The 14,111-nt window shown below is 58.7% G+C and carries 14 protein-coding genes and 1 riboswitch; of the genes, 7 read left to right on the top strand and 7 right to left on the bottom strand.

What is annotated here, in order from left to right; genetic code table 11:
• The first annotated feature begins 5 nt into the window (after nucleotides 1-5).
• Genes ACP2AV_RS12925 through ACP2AV_RS12910 form a run of 4 tightly spaced genes read left to right on the top strand, consistent with a single transcriptional unit; the run spans nucleotide 6 to nucleotide 4,285 of the window.
• The gene (locus tag ACP2AV_RS12925) at nucleotides 6-554 is read left to right on the top strand and encodes a TRAP transporter small permease subunit (RefSeq protein WP_426373170.1); all 549 of its coding nucleotides are present in this window, start codon (nucleotides 6-8) and stop codon (nucleotides 552-554) included.
• Nucleotides 541-1,866, top strand: a complete 1,326-nt coding sequence (locus ACP2AV_RS12920) for a TRAP transporter large permease (RefSeq protein WP_426373169.1) — start codon at nucleotides 541-543, stop codon at nucleotides 1,864-1,866. The genes ACP2AV_RS12925 and ACP2AV_RS12920 overlap by 14 nt, the downstream gene beginning before the upstream one ends.
• A gap of 1 nt (nucleotide 1,867) precedes the next feature.
• Complete coding sequence (locus ACP2AV_RS12915) at nucleotides 1,868-3,454, top strand: gamma-glutamyltransferase family protein (RefSeq protein ID WP_426373168.1); 1,587 nt, start codon at nucleotides 1,868-1,870, stop codon at nucleotides 3,452-3,454.
• Between the two features lie 12 nt (nucleotides 3,455-3,466).
• The gene (locus tag ACP2AV_RS12910; RefSeq protein WP_426373167.1) at nucleotides 3,467-4,285 is read left to right on the top strand and encodes a sulfite exporter TauE/SafE family protein; all 819 of its coding nucleotides are present in this window, start codon (nucleotides 3,467-3,469) and stop codon (nucleotides 4,283-4,285) included.
• Here the strand turns inward: ACP2AV_RS12910 and ACP2AV_RS12905 are convergent.
• The 7 genes from ACP2AV_RS12905 to ACP2AV_RS12875 form a co-directional block, all read right to left on the bottom strand.
• Nucleotides 4,282-4,938 carry a GntR family transcriptional regulator gene (locus ACP2AV_RS12905; RefSeq protein ID WP_426373166.1) on the bottom strand — a complete coding sequence of 219 codons (657 nt, stop codon included), beginning with the start codon at nucleotides 4,936-4,938 and terminating at the stop codon, nucleotides 4,282-4,284. The two genes, ACP2AV_RS12910 and ACP2AV_RS12905, sit on opposite strands and share 4 nt — an antisense overlap.
• A 581-nt stretch (nucleotides 4,939-5,519) precedes the next feature.
• Complete coding sequence (locus ACP2AV_RS12900) at nucleotides 5,520-5,678, bottom strand: hypothetical protein (RefSeq protein ID WP_426373165.1); 159 nt, start codon at nucleotides 5,676-5,678, stop codon at nucleotides 5,520-5,522.
• Complete coding sequence (locus tag ACP2AV_RS12895; protein ID WP_426373164.1) at nucleotides 5,675-6,124, bottom strand: hypothetical protein; 450 nt, start codon at nucleotides 6,122-6,124, stop codon at nucleotides 5,675-5,677. Before ACP2AV_RS12895 ends, ACP2AV_RS12900 begins: the two co-directional genes overlap by 4 nt.
• Before the next feature lie 3 nt (nucleotides 6,125-6,127).
• Nucleotides 6,128-7,396, bottom strand: coding sequence for an agmatinase family protein (locus ACP2AV_RS12890; RefSeq protein WP_426373163.1), 1,269 nt, complete (start codon nucleotides 7,394-7,396; stop codon nucleotides 6,128-6,130).
• Between the two features lie 90 nt (nucleotides 7,397-7,486).
• Nucleotides 7,487-8,254 (bottom strand): ABC transporter ATP-binding protein, encoded by a 768-nt coding sequence (locus ACP2AV_RS12885; protein WP_426373162.1) that lies wholly within the window; start codon nucleotides 8,252-8,254, stop codon nucleotides 7,487-7,489.
• Entirely contained in the window at nucleotides 8,251-9,063 is an 813-nt protein-coding gene (locus tag ACP2AV_RS12880; protein WP_426373161.1) for an ABC transporter permease, read from the bottom strand. Before ACP2AV_RS12880 ends, ACP2AV_RS12885 begins: the two co-directional genes overlap by 4 nt.
• 39 nt (nucleotides 9,064-9,102) lie before the next feature.
• Complete coding sequence (locus ACP2AV_RS12875) at nucleotides 9,103-10,167, bottom strand: putative urea ABC transporter substrate-binding protein (protein WP_426373160.1); 1,065 nt, start codon at nucleotides 10,165-10,167, stop codon at nucleotides 9,103-9,105.
• Between the two features lie 98 nt (nucleotides 10,168-10,265).
• Nucleotides 10,266-10,375: riboswitch (guanidine-I (ykkC/yxkD leader) on the bottom strand.
• Nucleotides 10,376-11,034: 659 nt separating this feature from the next.
• On the opposite strand from ACP2AV_RS12875, the gene ACP2AV_RS12870 reads away from it, so the two are divergent.
• From ACP2AV_RS12870 to ACP2AV_RS12860, 3 genes are all read left to right on the top strand, one after another.
• A complete protein-coding gene (locus ACP2AV_RS12870; RefSeq protein WP_426373159.1) occupies nucleotides 11,035-12,045 on the top strand; it encodes a glycine betaine ABC transporter substrate-binding protein in 1,011 nt (336 codons plus the stop codon).
• 106 nt (nucleotides 12,046-12,151) lie between these two features.
• Entirely contained in the window at nucleotides 12,152-13,042 is an 891-nt protein-coding gene (locus ACP2AV_RS12865; protein WP_426373158.1) for an ABC transporter permease, read from the top strand.
• Complete coding sequence (locus ACP2AV_RS12860; protein ID WP_426373157.1) at nucleotides 13,039-14,082, top strand: quaternary amine ABC transporter ATP-binding protein; 1,044 nt, start codon at nucleotides 13,039-13,041, stop codon at nucleotides 14,080-14,082. The genes ACP2AV_RS12865 and ACP2AV_RS12860 overlap by 4 nt, the downstream gene beginning before the upstream one ends.
• Nucleotides 14,083-14,111: the final 29 nt, after the last annotated feature.

The following is a 14,111-nucleotide window of genomic DNA, read 5'->3' as shown; positions in this document are numbered from 1 at the left end:
ACGCAATGTTGAAATCAATTCAGGTCGTGACGCACGAGGCTTCGGCCCTTGTGCGGACCGCCGGACATCTCAGCGCATGGCTTGGCCTGGTGCTGGTGGCTGTCGTTAGCTTGAATGTCATCGGCCGTTACCTGTTTGGAATGGGCAGTGTCGCGCTGCAGGAAACCGAATGGCACCTGATGGCCGCAGGCGCCTTGATGGGGATGTCCTATGGTTTGAACCAAGGCGGAGAAGTCCGCGTGGACATATTTTATGCCCGGTTCCCGCCCCGTATTCAGGCGTGGGTCGAGCTCTGCTCGACCGCGTTGCTGATTGTGATTGCGGGCATCATCGCATGGCTCAGCGTCGCCTATGTGCAAAGCAGCTACGTGATCGGCGAGGGGTCACCAGATCCGGGTGGACTGGACCATCGCTTTCTTCTCAAAGCGCTCATCCCGCTGGGCTTCACGCTGCTGGCCATTCAGGGCGTGGCGATGATGGGTCGCGCGATTTTGGGACTTCTCACACCTCTTCAGAGGGGCAAACAAGATCGGGCGGATAATGCCATTCACTGAAATACTGTCGCTCTGCATGATCGGCAGCTTCTTTGTGATGCTGCTTGTCGGCTTTCCCGTTGCGATTTGCCTTGGCGCGACAGGTCTCGTTTTCGGATATATGGGTTTTGGATCGACGTTGTTCAGCCTGTTGCCCGCCCGCATATTCGGGGTGGTTACGAACTACACATTGCTGGCGTTGCCGCTGTTCATTTTCATGGGGATCATGTTGGAGAAATCCAAGATCGCGGAAAGCCTGATCGAAGTGATCGGCCTGGCCATGGGGGGGCTGCGTGGCGGCATGGCGCTGGCCATCATCATTGTCGGTGTCTTGATGGGCGCAGCATCGGGCGTGGTTGGCGCCACGGTGGTAACGATGGGGCTGATCGCACTCGGACCACTGATCAACCGCGGGTACGATACGGCCGTCGCTTCGGGTGTGATCTGCGCGTCCGGTACCCTGGGGCAAATCATCCCGCCAAGTCTCGTTTTGATCCTATTGGCCGATATCATGGGCGAATCTGTCGGCACGCTGTTTGCGGCTGCATTGTTCCCGGGCCTGATCCTGTCGGGCCTTTTCGTAGCCTACATTCTGCTATTGGGACTCTTCAGACCCGAACTGGTCCCGGCCATCCCCCGCGAAGAACGTGCCCTGACATCGCGCCGTGAACTGGTGATGAAACTGCTTGGGGTCGTATTGCCGCCGATCGCGCTCATTGTGGTGGTGTTGGGATCGATTATTGGCGGTATCGCGGCCCCGACCGAAGCCGCATCGATGGGCGCGCTAGGCAGTATCGTTTTGGCGTTTTTCGCCGGGCGATTGGATTTTCAGATCCTGAAATCCGCTGTGCGCGGCGCCTTTGTCACCAGCGCCATGGTATTCCTGATCCTGATTTTTGCTCAACCTTTTGGGCTGGCTTTCCGCGGCCTGGGGGGTGAACGCTTGGTTCAGGATGCTTTTTCGCTCGTACCGGGTGGGCTGAACGGCCAGATCCTGTTCTTGATGATCGTCCTGTTTGTCCTGGGCTTCTTTCTGGAATGGATTGAAATTTCCTATATCGCACTGCCGCTGTTCTTGCCGATCTTTCAGCAGGCTGGCGTCGATATGGCGTGGATTGCTATTTTGGTGGCCGTTAACCTACAAACCTCGTTCCTCACGCCGCCGTTTGGGTGGGCGCTATTCTTCCTCAAGGGGGTTGCCCCACCAGAGGTGACAACGGGGGCAATCTATCGTGGTGTCCTTCCGTTCATTGCGATCCAGCTCTTGGGTGTCGCGCTTGTCTTTTCTTATCCGTCGCTCGCGCTTTGGCTGCCTCAAGCAATAGGATGGTAATATGCTGAGATCTTCACTTGGACTGAACGGCGGGATCACTGCGCCCCACCATGCTGCTGCTTTGGCTGGGCGTGATATCCTTGCCCAAGGCGGAACGGCCATCGAGGCAATGGTGGCCGCCGCTGCAACGATTGCCGTCGTCTATCCGCATATGAACGGGATCGGCGGGGACGGGTTTTGGATTATCCACAAGCCTGGACAAGATCCCATCGGCATTTCTGCCTGCGGGACCGCTGCCGCGCTGGCCACACCGCAATTTTATGCCGACCGGGGCCACACGACAGCGATTCCTGCGCGCGGTGGGCTGGCAGCGTTGACCGTGCCTGGCACTATCAGCGGCTGGGAAACGGCACTGTCTCTGGTGCCCCAAGCCAAACGTCTTCCGCTGACTGATCTGCTTGCGGATGCCATTGGGCACGCAAAGACCGGGACCGCCGTTACCGGCAATCAGGCAAAGTGCACCGCTGACAAGCTTGCGGATCTTCGGGATGTTCCAGGTTTTGCGCAGACCTACCTGATTGATGGTGCCCCGCCAAAGGCAGGTGACAGGCTTGTGCAACCCAGCTTGGCGCGCACGTTGGAACACCTGGCCCGCCACGGTTTGCGCAGTTTTTACGACGGCGAGATTGCGCAAACCCATGCAGATGCCCTGGAAAAACATGGCAGCCCGCTTCGCTATGGCGATTTCACAGCCTACCGCGCAGACGTCGTGACACCGCTGACCGTAAAAACGTCTCACGGTCAGCTTTTCAACATGGTCGCCCCGACCCAGGGCGTGTCATCGCTGATGATACTGGCGCTATTCGACCGGTTAGGCGTCACGCGGGGCGAAAGCTTTGCCCACCTGCACGGGCTGATCGAGGCGACAAAGCAGGCCTTTATCCAGCGCAACGTCGAACTGGGGGACCCCGATCATATGGCCATCCCCGCGCAGGACTGGCTGACAGATGAACACCTGGATGCGATGGCAGAACGGATTGACCGCGATACCGCGATGAAATGGCCCTATGAGCCGGCCCAAGGTGACACAATCTGGATGGGTGCATCTGATCGCGACGGCACCGTCGTGAGCTTTATCCAGAGTGTTTTCTGGGAATTTGGATCTGGGCTGACATGCCCCGAGACAGGCGTGTTTTTCCAAAATCGCGGGGCAGGGTTTTCGTTGGCACCCGGTCCCAACCAACTTGGCCCGAACCGCAAACCGTTCCACACTCTCAATCCTGCGCTGGCTAATCTGAAAGATGGTCGTGTCATGGCGTACGGCACCATGGGCGGAGAAGGGCAGCCGCAGACGCAATCGGCCATTTTCTCGCGCTACGTCCAGTTCAATTCCGATCTACAAGCGGCCGTCACCGCACCGCGCTGGTTGCTGGGGAAAACCTGGGGGGATAATACCACAACGCTCAAGCTGGAAAGCCGGTTTGATCCCGCATTGATCGCAGCGCTGAAATCGGCGGGGCACGATGTTGAAATGCTGCCTGAATTCAGCGATCTGACCGGGCATGCGGGCGCGCTTGTCGTTCATCCCACTGGGCTGGTCGAAACCGCCACAGACCCACGCGCCGATGGCGCCGCATTGAGTATTTGAACAATGGATACCATGACATTTCAGCAGGGTCTTGTGATCCTGATCGGGCTGATCGGTTCGTCGGTGCTTGCGGGCGTCCTGGCCGGGCTATTGGGTGTGGGCGGTGGGATCGTTCTGGTGCCTGTCCTGTTCTGGATTTTGGCATTTGTCGATTTCCCGGCTGACATTTCCATGCATTTGGCGGTGGCCACATCGCTGAGCACGATCATCTTTACGTCACTGTCATCTGCGCGCTCGCATCACAGCCACGGCAATGTGGATGTGAAAATTCTGAAACTCTGGGCGCCGGGTGTCGTGATCGGCGCACTCGGGGGCGGGCTTGCCGCGAAATTCGTGGACGCGGATGCGCTCAAGACGATTTTTGGGGTGATCGCGGTTTTGGTGGCCATCAACATGATGCGCAAGAACATCTTGGTGTTTCGAAGCGCATTGCCAGAGTCACCCGCGACCAACGGCGTGATCTCGGTCTTGTGCGGTTTGTTTTCCGCGCTGATGGGGATTGGCGGCGGCACTTTGGCCGTCCCGATCCTGTCCAGTTTTAGCGTCCCGATCCGCAAGGCGGTGGGCACCGCGTCGGCCATGGGAATCCTGATCGCCGTTCCGGCAACGTTGGGCTTCATCTGGGCGGGCTGGAATGTGCCGAACCGCCCTTTCGGATCCTTGGGTTATGTCAATTTGATCGGCACGTTGATCATCTTGCCATTTACGGTTGGCTTCGCGCCGGTCGGGGCATCGTTGTCGAACAGAATTTCCACCATCTGGGTCAAAAGGTGTTTTGCCATCTTCCTCGGGATCACCGGATGCCGGATGCTGCTGAGCGTGTTGGGCTAGTCCATCTGTGATAGTACTTCTTTGGCCGCGCTGACCATGTGGCGGCGCAAGGCTTTTTCCGCAGTCCTTGCGTCGCGATCCAATAGGGCGCTGACGATGCGGTCATGCTCTTGCGAGGATTGCAGCATCCGTTTTTCCGCCCGAAGTTGTGACTTACGAAACGGTGCCAGCTTCATCCGAAGCGTTTGCGCAATTTCGATCATGTCCTGATTATGCGTCGCCAAATAGATGCTCTGGTGGAATGTTGTGTTGGTCGCCTCGTAGGCTTCTATCTCTTTGGCGGCCGCCAGTTCGTCCATTTCGTTGTGCAACAGTTCCAGTTGCGCGCGTTCGCCGATTGTCATCCGTTCAGCGGCAAAGCGCCCGCACAGGCCTTCGATTTCGCCCATTGCTTCGAACATCTCTTCAACGCGCGCGCGGCTCAGGCTTGCGACGACGACACCCTTGTATGGAATGCGGTTGACCAATGACCGTGATGCAAGCGTATGCAAAGCCTCGCGGATCGGGGTGCGCGACACACCGAAACGTTCGGTCAAGCGTTGTTCTTCAAGCTTGGAACCGGCAGTCAAAACACCCGAGATGATTTCGGACGCCAGCTGGTCTGCAATCAACTCGCTTTGAAGTCTTTTTGATGTGTCTAGCGCATCGGTCATGATCAATAGTCTTAAAAAACAGATGAAGAACGGTCACGCTTTGACAGTAGAGTTCGGTCGCATGAAAGAAAACCGGCACGCACTATTTTCGTTCGGTCCGTGCGGGGGATCTTGTGGCTGATGCCATGGTACGGGGCGCGCGCGGGCGCAGCTGCCGAGCGACATCAGGATCGGGGATGCCGCGTGCCACAAGTGACAGTGGTTTGAGCCTGAGCACACTTGCCAGCGCGTACATCTCGGATGGCTATTTACAATCGATGATCAAGAGCGGCGTGCCGTGTCTTGCGCTACAGGCAGTTCAATGAACGACAGTGCCCGGAAAAGCGGCGCAAGCAATTCTTTTTGCGCCGGACTCGCGATGGGCCAGCACCTCGACATCGCTGCGCGCGCAAAAATCGCCTTAACTTTGTGCCTCAAGACGCATTGAGTGCCCTTTATTTTGACATGCTGTCCCTCGACGCAATCCTCACAACATCCCGGGCAGATTGTCACGGCGATACTGGCAAGCCGGCGTTTCACGACTTGCCGATGTGAAACGGGACCACGGGCCCCGTTTCGTTTTAGAAAATGCCGGCTGGTGGTCAGCGCTTTTTGACAATCTGGGCCACCAGCGCAAGTCCCACCGTGACAATCAGCACCGCCGCCACGTCCCAACTGTGAATATGTAAGTGACGATCGGCATGTGCTACGGCGGGCGAGCCTGCGACGAGCAAGATCAAAGCAAGTTTCAGCTGTGTCATTTGTCCAAATCCTTTTTGCGCTGATAGAGGAAATCGCGAAGGTCGAGTGTCGATTTTTCGTCCATCGACACATAGACCAGCGACATGTTTGTGCGTTCCGTGACCATTTCGCCCGGAAACGGCAGATAGCTTAGCTCGCGCGACCCAAAGGATGGCGATGCGGTGCCAACCTGCCATTCGGTCTTGAGCTCGACATCGATGAGTTTGAGCGCTTTGGCCCCCGTGCGCGACGGGCGTTCAAAGGGCACGCCGGCCAGTTTCAGATAGCTGGACTTGTCCTTGGCCTGCAAGAAACCATCGATGAACTGCGTGGCCAGCACCTGGATGTCAGCGGCTTGGTCCTCGGGGTGCATATGGGAATGCAGATGGTCCGGGTGCGTGTGGTTGTGGCCCGGACCGTGCGACGAATGATCGTGATCATGATGGTGTGGATGATCGTGTGCCATGGGTCATCCCACCTTGTGCGGGGCGGTGTTCGACCACCGCTTGCCTTCGAATTCACCATGAGGCAGCGACACAGGCTTATCGATGTGCCTTTTATGCGCGCCCATCTTGCCGTTCGACACCAGAGCGCCAAGCACGTCCACAATGACCCGCGTTCCCAAAAGGGCCGTGATGTCAGAGGTGTCGTATGGCGGGGACACTTCGACAAGTTCCAGGCCACAGATCCCTTCGGCTGCGACGCCTGAAGCCAGCGCCAGCGCCTCGCGCGGCAGAAAGCCCCCCGGTTCCGGCCAGCCCGTGCCAGGGACGAAGCCGCAATCGATACAGTCGATGTCGAAGGACATGTACACCATGTCGACCCCATGCCAGGCCATCTCCAGCGCCATTTCTATGGTCTTGTCGATCCCCATCTTTTCCATGTCGCCCATGGTGATGATATTGGTCTGGCGCTCGCGCGCGACCTTGACCGCCTCGCGCGGGACCTGCCAGCCGCCGATGCCGATCTGGACAAGGTTTTTCGCGGGCACGTTCGGCAGGTTCGTCGAATGGAACCAAGGGGTCGTGTGCATCCGTTCATCCAGGTCCTTTTCCTGAATGTCGGCGTGACGATCAAAATGGACAATTCCGATTTTCTTGGACGTGCATTCTGCAATGCCGCGCACGCAGGGAAACCCGATCGAATGGTCCCCGCCGATCATGATGGGCAGCGACCCGGACGAGGCCACGTGGCTGACCGCGCGGCTGATTTGATCAAAGGACTTTTCGATGTTGGCTGGGATGGTAAACACATCGCCCGCGTCGCACAGGGTCATCTGTTCGCGCAGATCGACGCCGATTTCGTAGTTGTAGGGCGTGTAGAGGGCGCTGATCTTGCGCACGCCTTGCGGGCCGAACCGTGTGCCGGGCCGATAGGTGGTGCCACCGTCAAAGGGAATGCCCAACACGGTTGCGTCATAATAGGCGACGTCCTGAACGTCTTCGGTATAGGGCGCCTTCAGAAAGGTATTGATTCCGGCAAAGTGGGGCAATTCGCCCCGCGCGAATGTCGGAATGGACTTGTCTTCGATGCTGTCAGCCCCGGTCAAACCCATGCGCAGGGCCCAGCGACGTTCTTCGTCCCACCGCCCTTCGGGAAGATCTGCTTCTTTCTGCATTGCCTTCCAACCGGCCAACTTGCTCAGGTCGGGATGGTGGGCGCGCTTGGCGCGTGCTTCATGCGCTGCGGCGATGTCGCGGGGATGGTGCGACCGGGTTCGTGTTGGATCCGAAAACATGTGTGTCTCCTAATCATCTGCCCATACGGGCGGCTTCCAGGCCTCTGTGAAACCGATCTGCGGGGCCCAGCGGCGCAGATCGGAACGGGCTCAATCCCCCATCAGCGATGGGTATTGATCGAGCAGATGCTGAAACGGTACGCCCTGATCGCGCGCGTCGAAGTCATAGGTGATCGTCGCGCCGTAAAGACCGGGATCATGCGGATCCCACCGCGGTTTGTCGAACACTAGCACGCGGTCGCCGAGCTTGAACGCCTCTTCAATGTCATGAGACACCATGAACACGGTCATGTTCGTTTCAGCCTGAAGTTCGGTCAGGAACCCGTGCATGGCGATGCGCGTACCAGGATCAAGCGCGCCGAAAGGTTCATCGAGCAAGAGCACACGCGGCTTGGCCGTCAGCGCCTGACCGATCGCCAAGCGCTGCTGCATCCCCCCAGAAAGCGACGCCGGGTATTGATCCGCGACGTGGTTCAGCCCAATGCGGGCCAGCATGGCATCGGCCCGTTCGGATGCCGCCTTTCGGCTGGATCCGCGCAACCGGCCAAAGCCTGACTTGAAGGCTTCGCCCGCCATCAGGTTTTCGCGCACTGTCAGATGTGGAAAGACAGAATAGCGCTGGAACACGACGCCGCGTTCGGGGTTGGGTTCGGTCGCGGGCGGTCCGCCGTCGATCCGGATTTCGCCGCGGGTCGGGCGTTCGTCGGCCAGAAGCATCCGCAGGAAAGTCGATTTCCCGCATCCCGACGCGCCGACAATCGAAATGAATTCGCCTTCCTTGACCGCAACGTTGACCTTTTCAAGGATCGAGCGTCCGTCATATTCCTGCCAGACATCCGTGACGGAAACGAAACTCATAGCCCGGCCTCCATCCACGGAAATGCCTTGCGCGATATGGTCTTGAGGATCCAGTCCAGCAGAAAGGCCAAGAGCGTGATCCAGATGACGTATGTCAGGATGACATCCATCGCCAGGTATCGCCGCACCAGGAAAATCCGGTATCCCAGCCCGACATTGGATGCGACGGCTTCCGCGGCGATCAGGAAAAGCCACGCAGACCCCAGCGACAGACGTACATTCGCGATGAGACGGGGCAGAACCTGAGGCAGGGCCACGCGCAACGCGATCACCAGAGACGACGCGCCAAGGGTTTGCGCCTTGACCATCTGTTCGTGCGGGATGTCCAGCACGCGCTGTGCCAGATCGCGTGTCATGATTGGTGTGATGCCGATGATGATCAACACGACCTTGGACACTTCGCCAAGACCGAAGACGATAAACAGGACAGGCAGAAGGGCAAGCGGCGGCACCATCGACAAGACGGCGACAAAACCGGACAACAAGCTGCGCGCATAGGGCAACAATCCGATCAGCAGGCCGAGGGTCAGCGACACGACCGCCGCGATGCCGACTCCACCCGCCAGCCGCGCCAGCGACGCCCATGTGTCTTTCCACAAGAGAATTTCGCCGGTGCGTCGATCGCCTTGGGTAAAGAGCCGGTGCGCCGTATCCCATATGGTCGAAGGCGCGGGCAAGAGTTTGTCCGACGGGTTGGCCGCCAGCCGGATTTCCGATCCGATCGCATAGGCGATGAAGACCAGAACAAAGGGCAGGGCCGTCAGGAACACTGCGGCGGGGCGCTTGGGTATGTGATTGATCAATCGCATGAATAAACGCGGTCCGCCGAATGACGGGCCGCCCGCAGATTACAGCGCGCCATCCGCGGCCAGTTGCATGTAAGTGGGATCGAACCGGAACTTGATGTTGTTCTTGTCGCCCGTGACTGTGCCATCGGGATAGGCAACGCCCACGAAGTCTGGCGATGGCGCGCCTTCGCCCAGGATGCCCTTGTCAAACAGGAATTTGGCAACCTCGGTCATTGTTACCGGCAGCTGCGCAGACATCGCCTGCGCCACGGCATCGGCCGGTTCATAGAACATCTCGGTCGCCATCAATTGCGCCTTGTACCCTTCAAGGTCCGTGCCCGACGCCTCGGCCATCGCCGTCAATGCGGCCTCGTCGCCCGCTGCCATAAGAGACATGACCTCGTACCAGGCGCCCGCGACGGCTTTGCCGAATTTCGGATTGTCTGCCAGCGTTTCGGTATTCACCACCATCAGGTCCAGAATTTCGCCCGGAATTTTCGAGCTGTCGAACACGTTGCTCGCATCCGGGTTCGACGCCAGGATCTCTGACACAAGCGGGTTCCACGTGACGACCGCTTGCACGTCTTTGGTTGTAAAGGCCGCGATCATGTCGGCGTCCGAAGTGTTGATGACACTGTCCAGATCAGCCTCGGACAGGCCCACGCTGTCCAGACCGCGCGCCAGCAGGTAATGCGACACAGAAAGTTCAACCAGGTTCACCGGTTTGCCCGCCAAATCCGCAATACTTCCATCCCCTTTGAGAATGACCGCATCGTTGCCGTTCGAATAGTCGCCAATGATCAGCGCCGTGGTATCTACCCCGCCGCCAGAAGGGATCGATAGCGTGTCCATGTTGGTAGCGGACACGCCGTCAAAGGCGCCTGCGGTGTATTGATTGATGGATTCGACATAGTCGTTGATCTGAACGATATCGACCGTGATGCCGTATTTGTCGGCCCACTTGTCCATGATGCCGCTGTCTTCCAGATAGCCCCAAGGCATCCAGCCGACATAGATCGACCAAGCCAATTTGAATTCGGTTTTCTCTTCGGCGTAGCTCGGCGCGGCGGTCGACGCCAGAAGGCCAGCAGAGAGCGCGGCAGCGGTTAGAATCTCTTTCTTCATATGACTTTCCCCGTTGTCCGTCCCGCCGTGTCAACTGTTGGGCGTCGTCGCACTGGCGGAACAAAGAGATCGGGCGCGGACGAAACCAGCGCAGTAGTGTCTCCCGGGATTTTGGCCCGCCGTGTGCCCGTGCGGATTTTGCCGCGCGGGTGCCGCTTCTCGGACCAGTCCCCGCCGTGAGGCGAGCGGAACCCTAAGCGGCCTGCCATGCCAGTAGGGGCGAGCCTTTGGCGCCGGGCAATCTTTTCGTCGGCAAAAACGGGTGGCGATGGTCGGTTGGTGACAAAATGGGATGAATTTCGGGCTTTTTGCCTAGTTTTTGCGCCATACGGAATCAGATTGGGCGCGCTCGGGCGCAAATCAGGCGGATCGGTCGGCGTCAGCAGCCTTGTGTCAGGAACGTGGATCAACGCCCAACACATCCGAACCAGTGGCCGCAGGTTTCCATTTTGATTGCTGGCGGGCCCGGACGTTTTCCCAGATTCCAGATCAAACAGCCTAGCCGTGCCCGCGACCTTGTAGAAGGCAGCGATCTGCGTCACGCCGCCAAGGCTGTTTTCGGCGGGGATGATATTGATCGTCTCGGGGTCGACCTGGGCTGGGGCCGTATCGCCAAAGGGCACGGTCCCGCCAGCGCGCATCACAGACGCGCGGAAGACACCGAAAAGCACCGGTTTCTTGTCTGGATTGCCGCAACGGGGGGCTGGCATCGACTTTTTGGACGGTTGAAGTGATCCTGCGCTTGTGGTTTGCTGTATATAATGCTCCGGGATAGCTGTTGGCCCGGGGAAATCGCCCGGGAGGGGCGGTGACCGGTCGCCGCAATTTGGATTTGCGGCCGGACAAGTCACAAACGAGGAAAAATGCATGAATCGTAAGCTCGCAACAGCGCTCTTCGCGCTGACCACATCTGTATCTGCAACCGCCGCGATGGCTGCCGACGAATGTGGTGACGTCTCAATTGCTTCAATGAACTGGGCTTCGGCTGAACTGATGGCCGCCGTCGATGCCATCATCCTGAGCGAAGGTTTTGGCTGTGACGTCGAGCTGGTTCCCGGCGCGACCACGACCACCTTTGCGTCGATGAATGAAAAGGGTCAGCCCGATGTGGCGCCTGAACTGTGGATCAACGCCGTGCGCGAACCGCTGTTGAAAGCACAGGAAGAAGGGTCGCTTGTGACCGTGAATGCCGGACCGATTACCGATCTGGGCGAAGGCTGGTGGGTGACTGAAAAGTTCCGCAACGACCACCCTGAACTGGACACGGTCGAAAAGCTGCTCGAACATCCCGAATTATTCCCCTACGCCGAAGATGAAAGCCTGGGCGCGTTTGTCGGCTGCCCGGCCGGGTGGGGCTGCCAGTTGGCCAACGCCAACATGTTCCGCGCTTTCGAAATGGAAGAAAAAGGCTGGGTTCTGGTCGATCCGGGTTCGGCCGCGGGTCTGGATGGTTCGATTGCCAAGGCTGTCGAACGGGATGAGCCGTGGTTCGGTTATTACTGGTCGCCCACCTCGATCATAGGCAAGTACAAGTTGCAAATGCTGCCATACGAAGCTGAATGGGGCGGGACGGAAAACTGGGACGGCTGTATCGTGAAGGCCGAACAGGATTGCCTCGATCCGCAAAAAACGAGCTGGACCAAATCCGAGGTCAGCACCGTTGTCACTGACGACTTCCTCGAAAAGGCCGGCCCTGCTGCGGCATACTTTGAAAACCGTGTGTTCCCGGGCGAAATCATGAACAACATGCTGGTTTTCATGACCGAGAACCAGGCGTCGGGCGAAGATGCCGCATATGAATTCCTGGCCACCCAGGAAGACGTGTGGACTCAGTGGGTGTCGCCGGACGTGGCCGAAAAAGTCAAAGGCGCCCTGTAACGCAGGTGCGCGTGTGCTTTGAGAAACGGAAAACTGGGGCTCGCGTTCGTTGCGCGGGCCCCCAATTATTTTAAAATAGACCCAACAGGGACCAAGGACGTAACGGATGCTCGACTTCCTGACAGATTTTCCATCGCTGGGGCGCGCGGACCTTTCCGCATTGCGGCGCACGATTGATGGCAACTTTCGCGAATTCACGCGCGCCTATGGCGAGGCGATCGAAGGGTTCTTCAACCCGCTTTTGAAGTTTCTTGTGTGGTTCGAAGACGTGCTGCTGGCCACGCCGTGGCCGATCGTGATTCTTGTGCTCAGCGTGCTGGCCTGGGCAGGCTCGCGGTCGTGGAAGATCACGGTTGGTACGGCCATCGCGTTTTTCGTGATCGGCTTTTTCGGCATGTGGGAAGACACGATGTCGACGCTGGCGATCATATCCGTGGCAACCTTTGTCTGTATCGCGATTGGCATTCCGATCGGTATCCTGATGGCGCGCTATGACCGGGCGCAGTCGATCATCACGCCGATCCTTGACGTGATGCAGACCATTCCGTCTTTCGTTTACCTGATCCCGGTGGTCATGATGCTGGGCATCGGCAAGGTGCCCGGCCTTTTGGCGGTCTGCATCTATGCCTTGCCGCCGCTGGTGCGCTTGACCAACCTTGGGATCCGGCTGGTCGACGCCGAAGTGATGGAAGCGGCCACGTCCTTTGGCGCATCAAGCCGCGAAAAGTTGTTCGGCGTCCAGATACCATTGGCGCTGCCCAACATTTTCGCCGGCGTGAACCAGACGATCATGATGGCGCTATCCATGGTGGTGATCGCGTCGATGATCGGGGTGCAGGGGCTGGGCGTTCCGGTTCTGCGCGCGATTTCCAACCAGTACCTTGCGCTTGGCGTGATGAACGGGTTGGCCATTGTTGCTTTGGCGATCATCTTTGACCGCGTCAGCCAGACCTACGGCAAACGCCTTCAGGCCCACCGGTCGGGGGACGCGCAATGAGCGACGACGTCAAGATCGACATTCGCAACCTCTACAAGGTCTTCGGCGCACACCCCGAAGCGATGATGAAACACGTCCACGCCGGGGCATCGAAAAGTGACCTGCTCGAGCAGTACAACCACGTTCTGGGCCTGCGGGACATCAACCTGGAAATTCCGACGCGACAGATCCAGGTGATCATGGGCTTGTCAGGGTCGGGCAAATCCACGTTGATCCGGCACCTGAATCGCCTGATCGACCCGACCGAAGGGGAAATCTGGGTCGACGGCGAAAACGTTCTGGAAATGGGCCACGACCAGTTGCGCGATCTGCGTCGCTTCAAGATGTCGATGGTGTTCCAGAAGTTCGGGCTGCTGCCGCATCGCACGGTCAAGGAAAATGTTGAATACGGCTTGGAAATCCAAGGCGTCAATGCGGCCGAAGCGAACAAGCGCTCGCGCCATTGGTTGGACCGCGTGGGCCTGTCAGGGTTCGAAAATCGCTATCCTGGCCAGCTGTCCGGCGGCATGCAGCAGCGTGTGGGCCTGGCCCGCGCCTTGGCGACCGACAGTGATATCCTGCTTATGGACGAAGCGTTTTCGGCGCTCGATCCGCTTATTCGGGCCGATATGCAGTCAATCCTGCTGGATCTGCAGGATGAATTGCACAAGACGATTGTTTTCATCACCCACGATCTTGACGAAGCGCTGCGCATCGGGGACCGCATCGCGATCCTGCGTGACGGGGCAATCATACAATCTGGTGATCCGCAGAGCATCATCATGCAGCCGGCCGACGAATACATCACCGACTTCATCCGCGAGATTAACCGCGCCAAGGTGATCCAGCTGCGCTCGGTTGCTTCGGGCGAGGCCGCAATGGGCGCGCCTGAGCTGTCCAGTCGGATGACGCTGGACGACGCGCTGCCCAAATTGCACGCCGCGCCAGAACAACGGGCCAACGTCATAGCGCCGACGGGCGATTTGCTAGGCGCGGTCACACTGGGCGATGCCCTGGCTGCCCTGGCCCCGCCGGCGGGCGAGCGGACCGAAACCTACTGACTTGCAGAAACGGGGCGGCGCGCCATCTT

The sequence above is a fragment of the Aliiroseovarius sp. PTFE2010 genome (genome assembly GCF_049943335.1).
Taxonomy (GTDB): Bacteria; Pseudomonadota; Alphaproteobacteria; order Rhodobacterales; family Rhodobacteraceae; genus JBNFVY01.
The sequence above is the reverse complement of the archived record's forward strand: the minus strand, read 5'-3'. Positions and strand labels throughout refer to the sequence as shown.

Excerpts from the sequence above, each read along its gene's own strand:
- ACP2AV_RS12925 (WP_426373170.1), top strand. The coding sequence starts at position 6 with ATGTTGAAATCAATTCAGGTCGTGACGCACGAGGCTTCGGCCCTTGTG.
- ACP2AV_RS12920 (WP_426373169.1), top strand. The coding sequence starts at position 541 with ATGCCATTCACTGAAATACTGTCGCTCTGCATGATCGGCAGCTTCTTT.
- ACP2AV_RS12915 (WP_426373168.1), top strand. The coding sequence starts at position 1,868 with ATGCTGAGATCTTCACTTGGACTGAACGGCGGGATCACTGCGCCCCAC.
- ACP2AV_RS12910 (WP_426373167.1), top strand. The coding sequence starts at position 3,467 with ATGACATTTCAGCAGGGTCTTGTGATCCTGATCGGGCTGATCGGTTCG.
- ACP2AV_RS12905 (WP_426373166.1), bottom strand. The coding sequence starts at position 4,938 with ATGACCGATGCGCTAGACACATCAAAAAGACTTCAAAGCGAGTTGATT.
- ACP2AV_RS12900 (WP_426373165.1), bottom strand. The coding sequence starts at position 5,678 with ATGACACAGCTGAAACTTGCTTTGATCTTGCTCGTCGCAGGCTCGCCC.
- ACP2AV_RS12895 (WP_426373164.1), bottom strand. The coding sequence starts at position 6,124 with ATGGCACACGATCATCCACACCATCATGATCACGATCATTCGTCGCAC.
- ACP2AV_RS12890 (WP_426373163.1), bottom strand. The coding sequence starts at position 7,396 with ATGTTTTCGGATCCAACACGAACCCGGTCGCACCATCCCCGCGACATC.
- ACP2AV_RS12885 (WP_426373162.1), bottom strand. The coding sequence starts at position 8,254 with ATGAGTTTCGTTTCCGTCACGGATGTCTGGCAGGAATATGACGGACGC.
- ACP2AV_RS12880 (WP_426373161.1), bottom strand. The coding sequence starts at position 9,063 with ATGCGATTGATCAATCACATACCCAAGCGCCCCGCCGCAGTGTTCCTG.
- ACP2AV_RS12875 (WP_426373160.1), bottom strand. The coding sequence starts at position 10,167 with ATGAAGAAAGAGATTCTAACCGCTGCCGCGCTCTCTGCTGGCCTTCTG.
- ACP2AV_RS12870 (WP_426373159.1), top strand. The coding sequence starts at position 11,035 with ATGAATCGTAAGCTCGCAACAGCGCTCTTCGCGCTGACCACATCTGTA.
- ACP2AV_RS12865 (WP_426373158.1), top strand. The coding sequence starts at position 12,152 with ATGCTCGACTTCCTGACAGATTTTCCATCGCTGGGGCGCGCGGACCTT.
- ACP2AV_RS12860 (WP_426373157.1), top strand. The coding sequence starts at position 13,039 with ATGAGCGACGACGTCAAGATCGACATTCGCAACCTCTACAAGGTCTTC.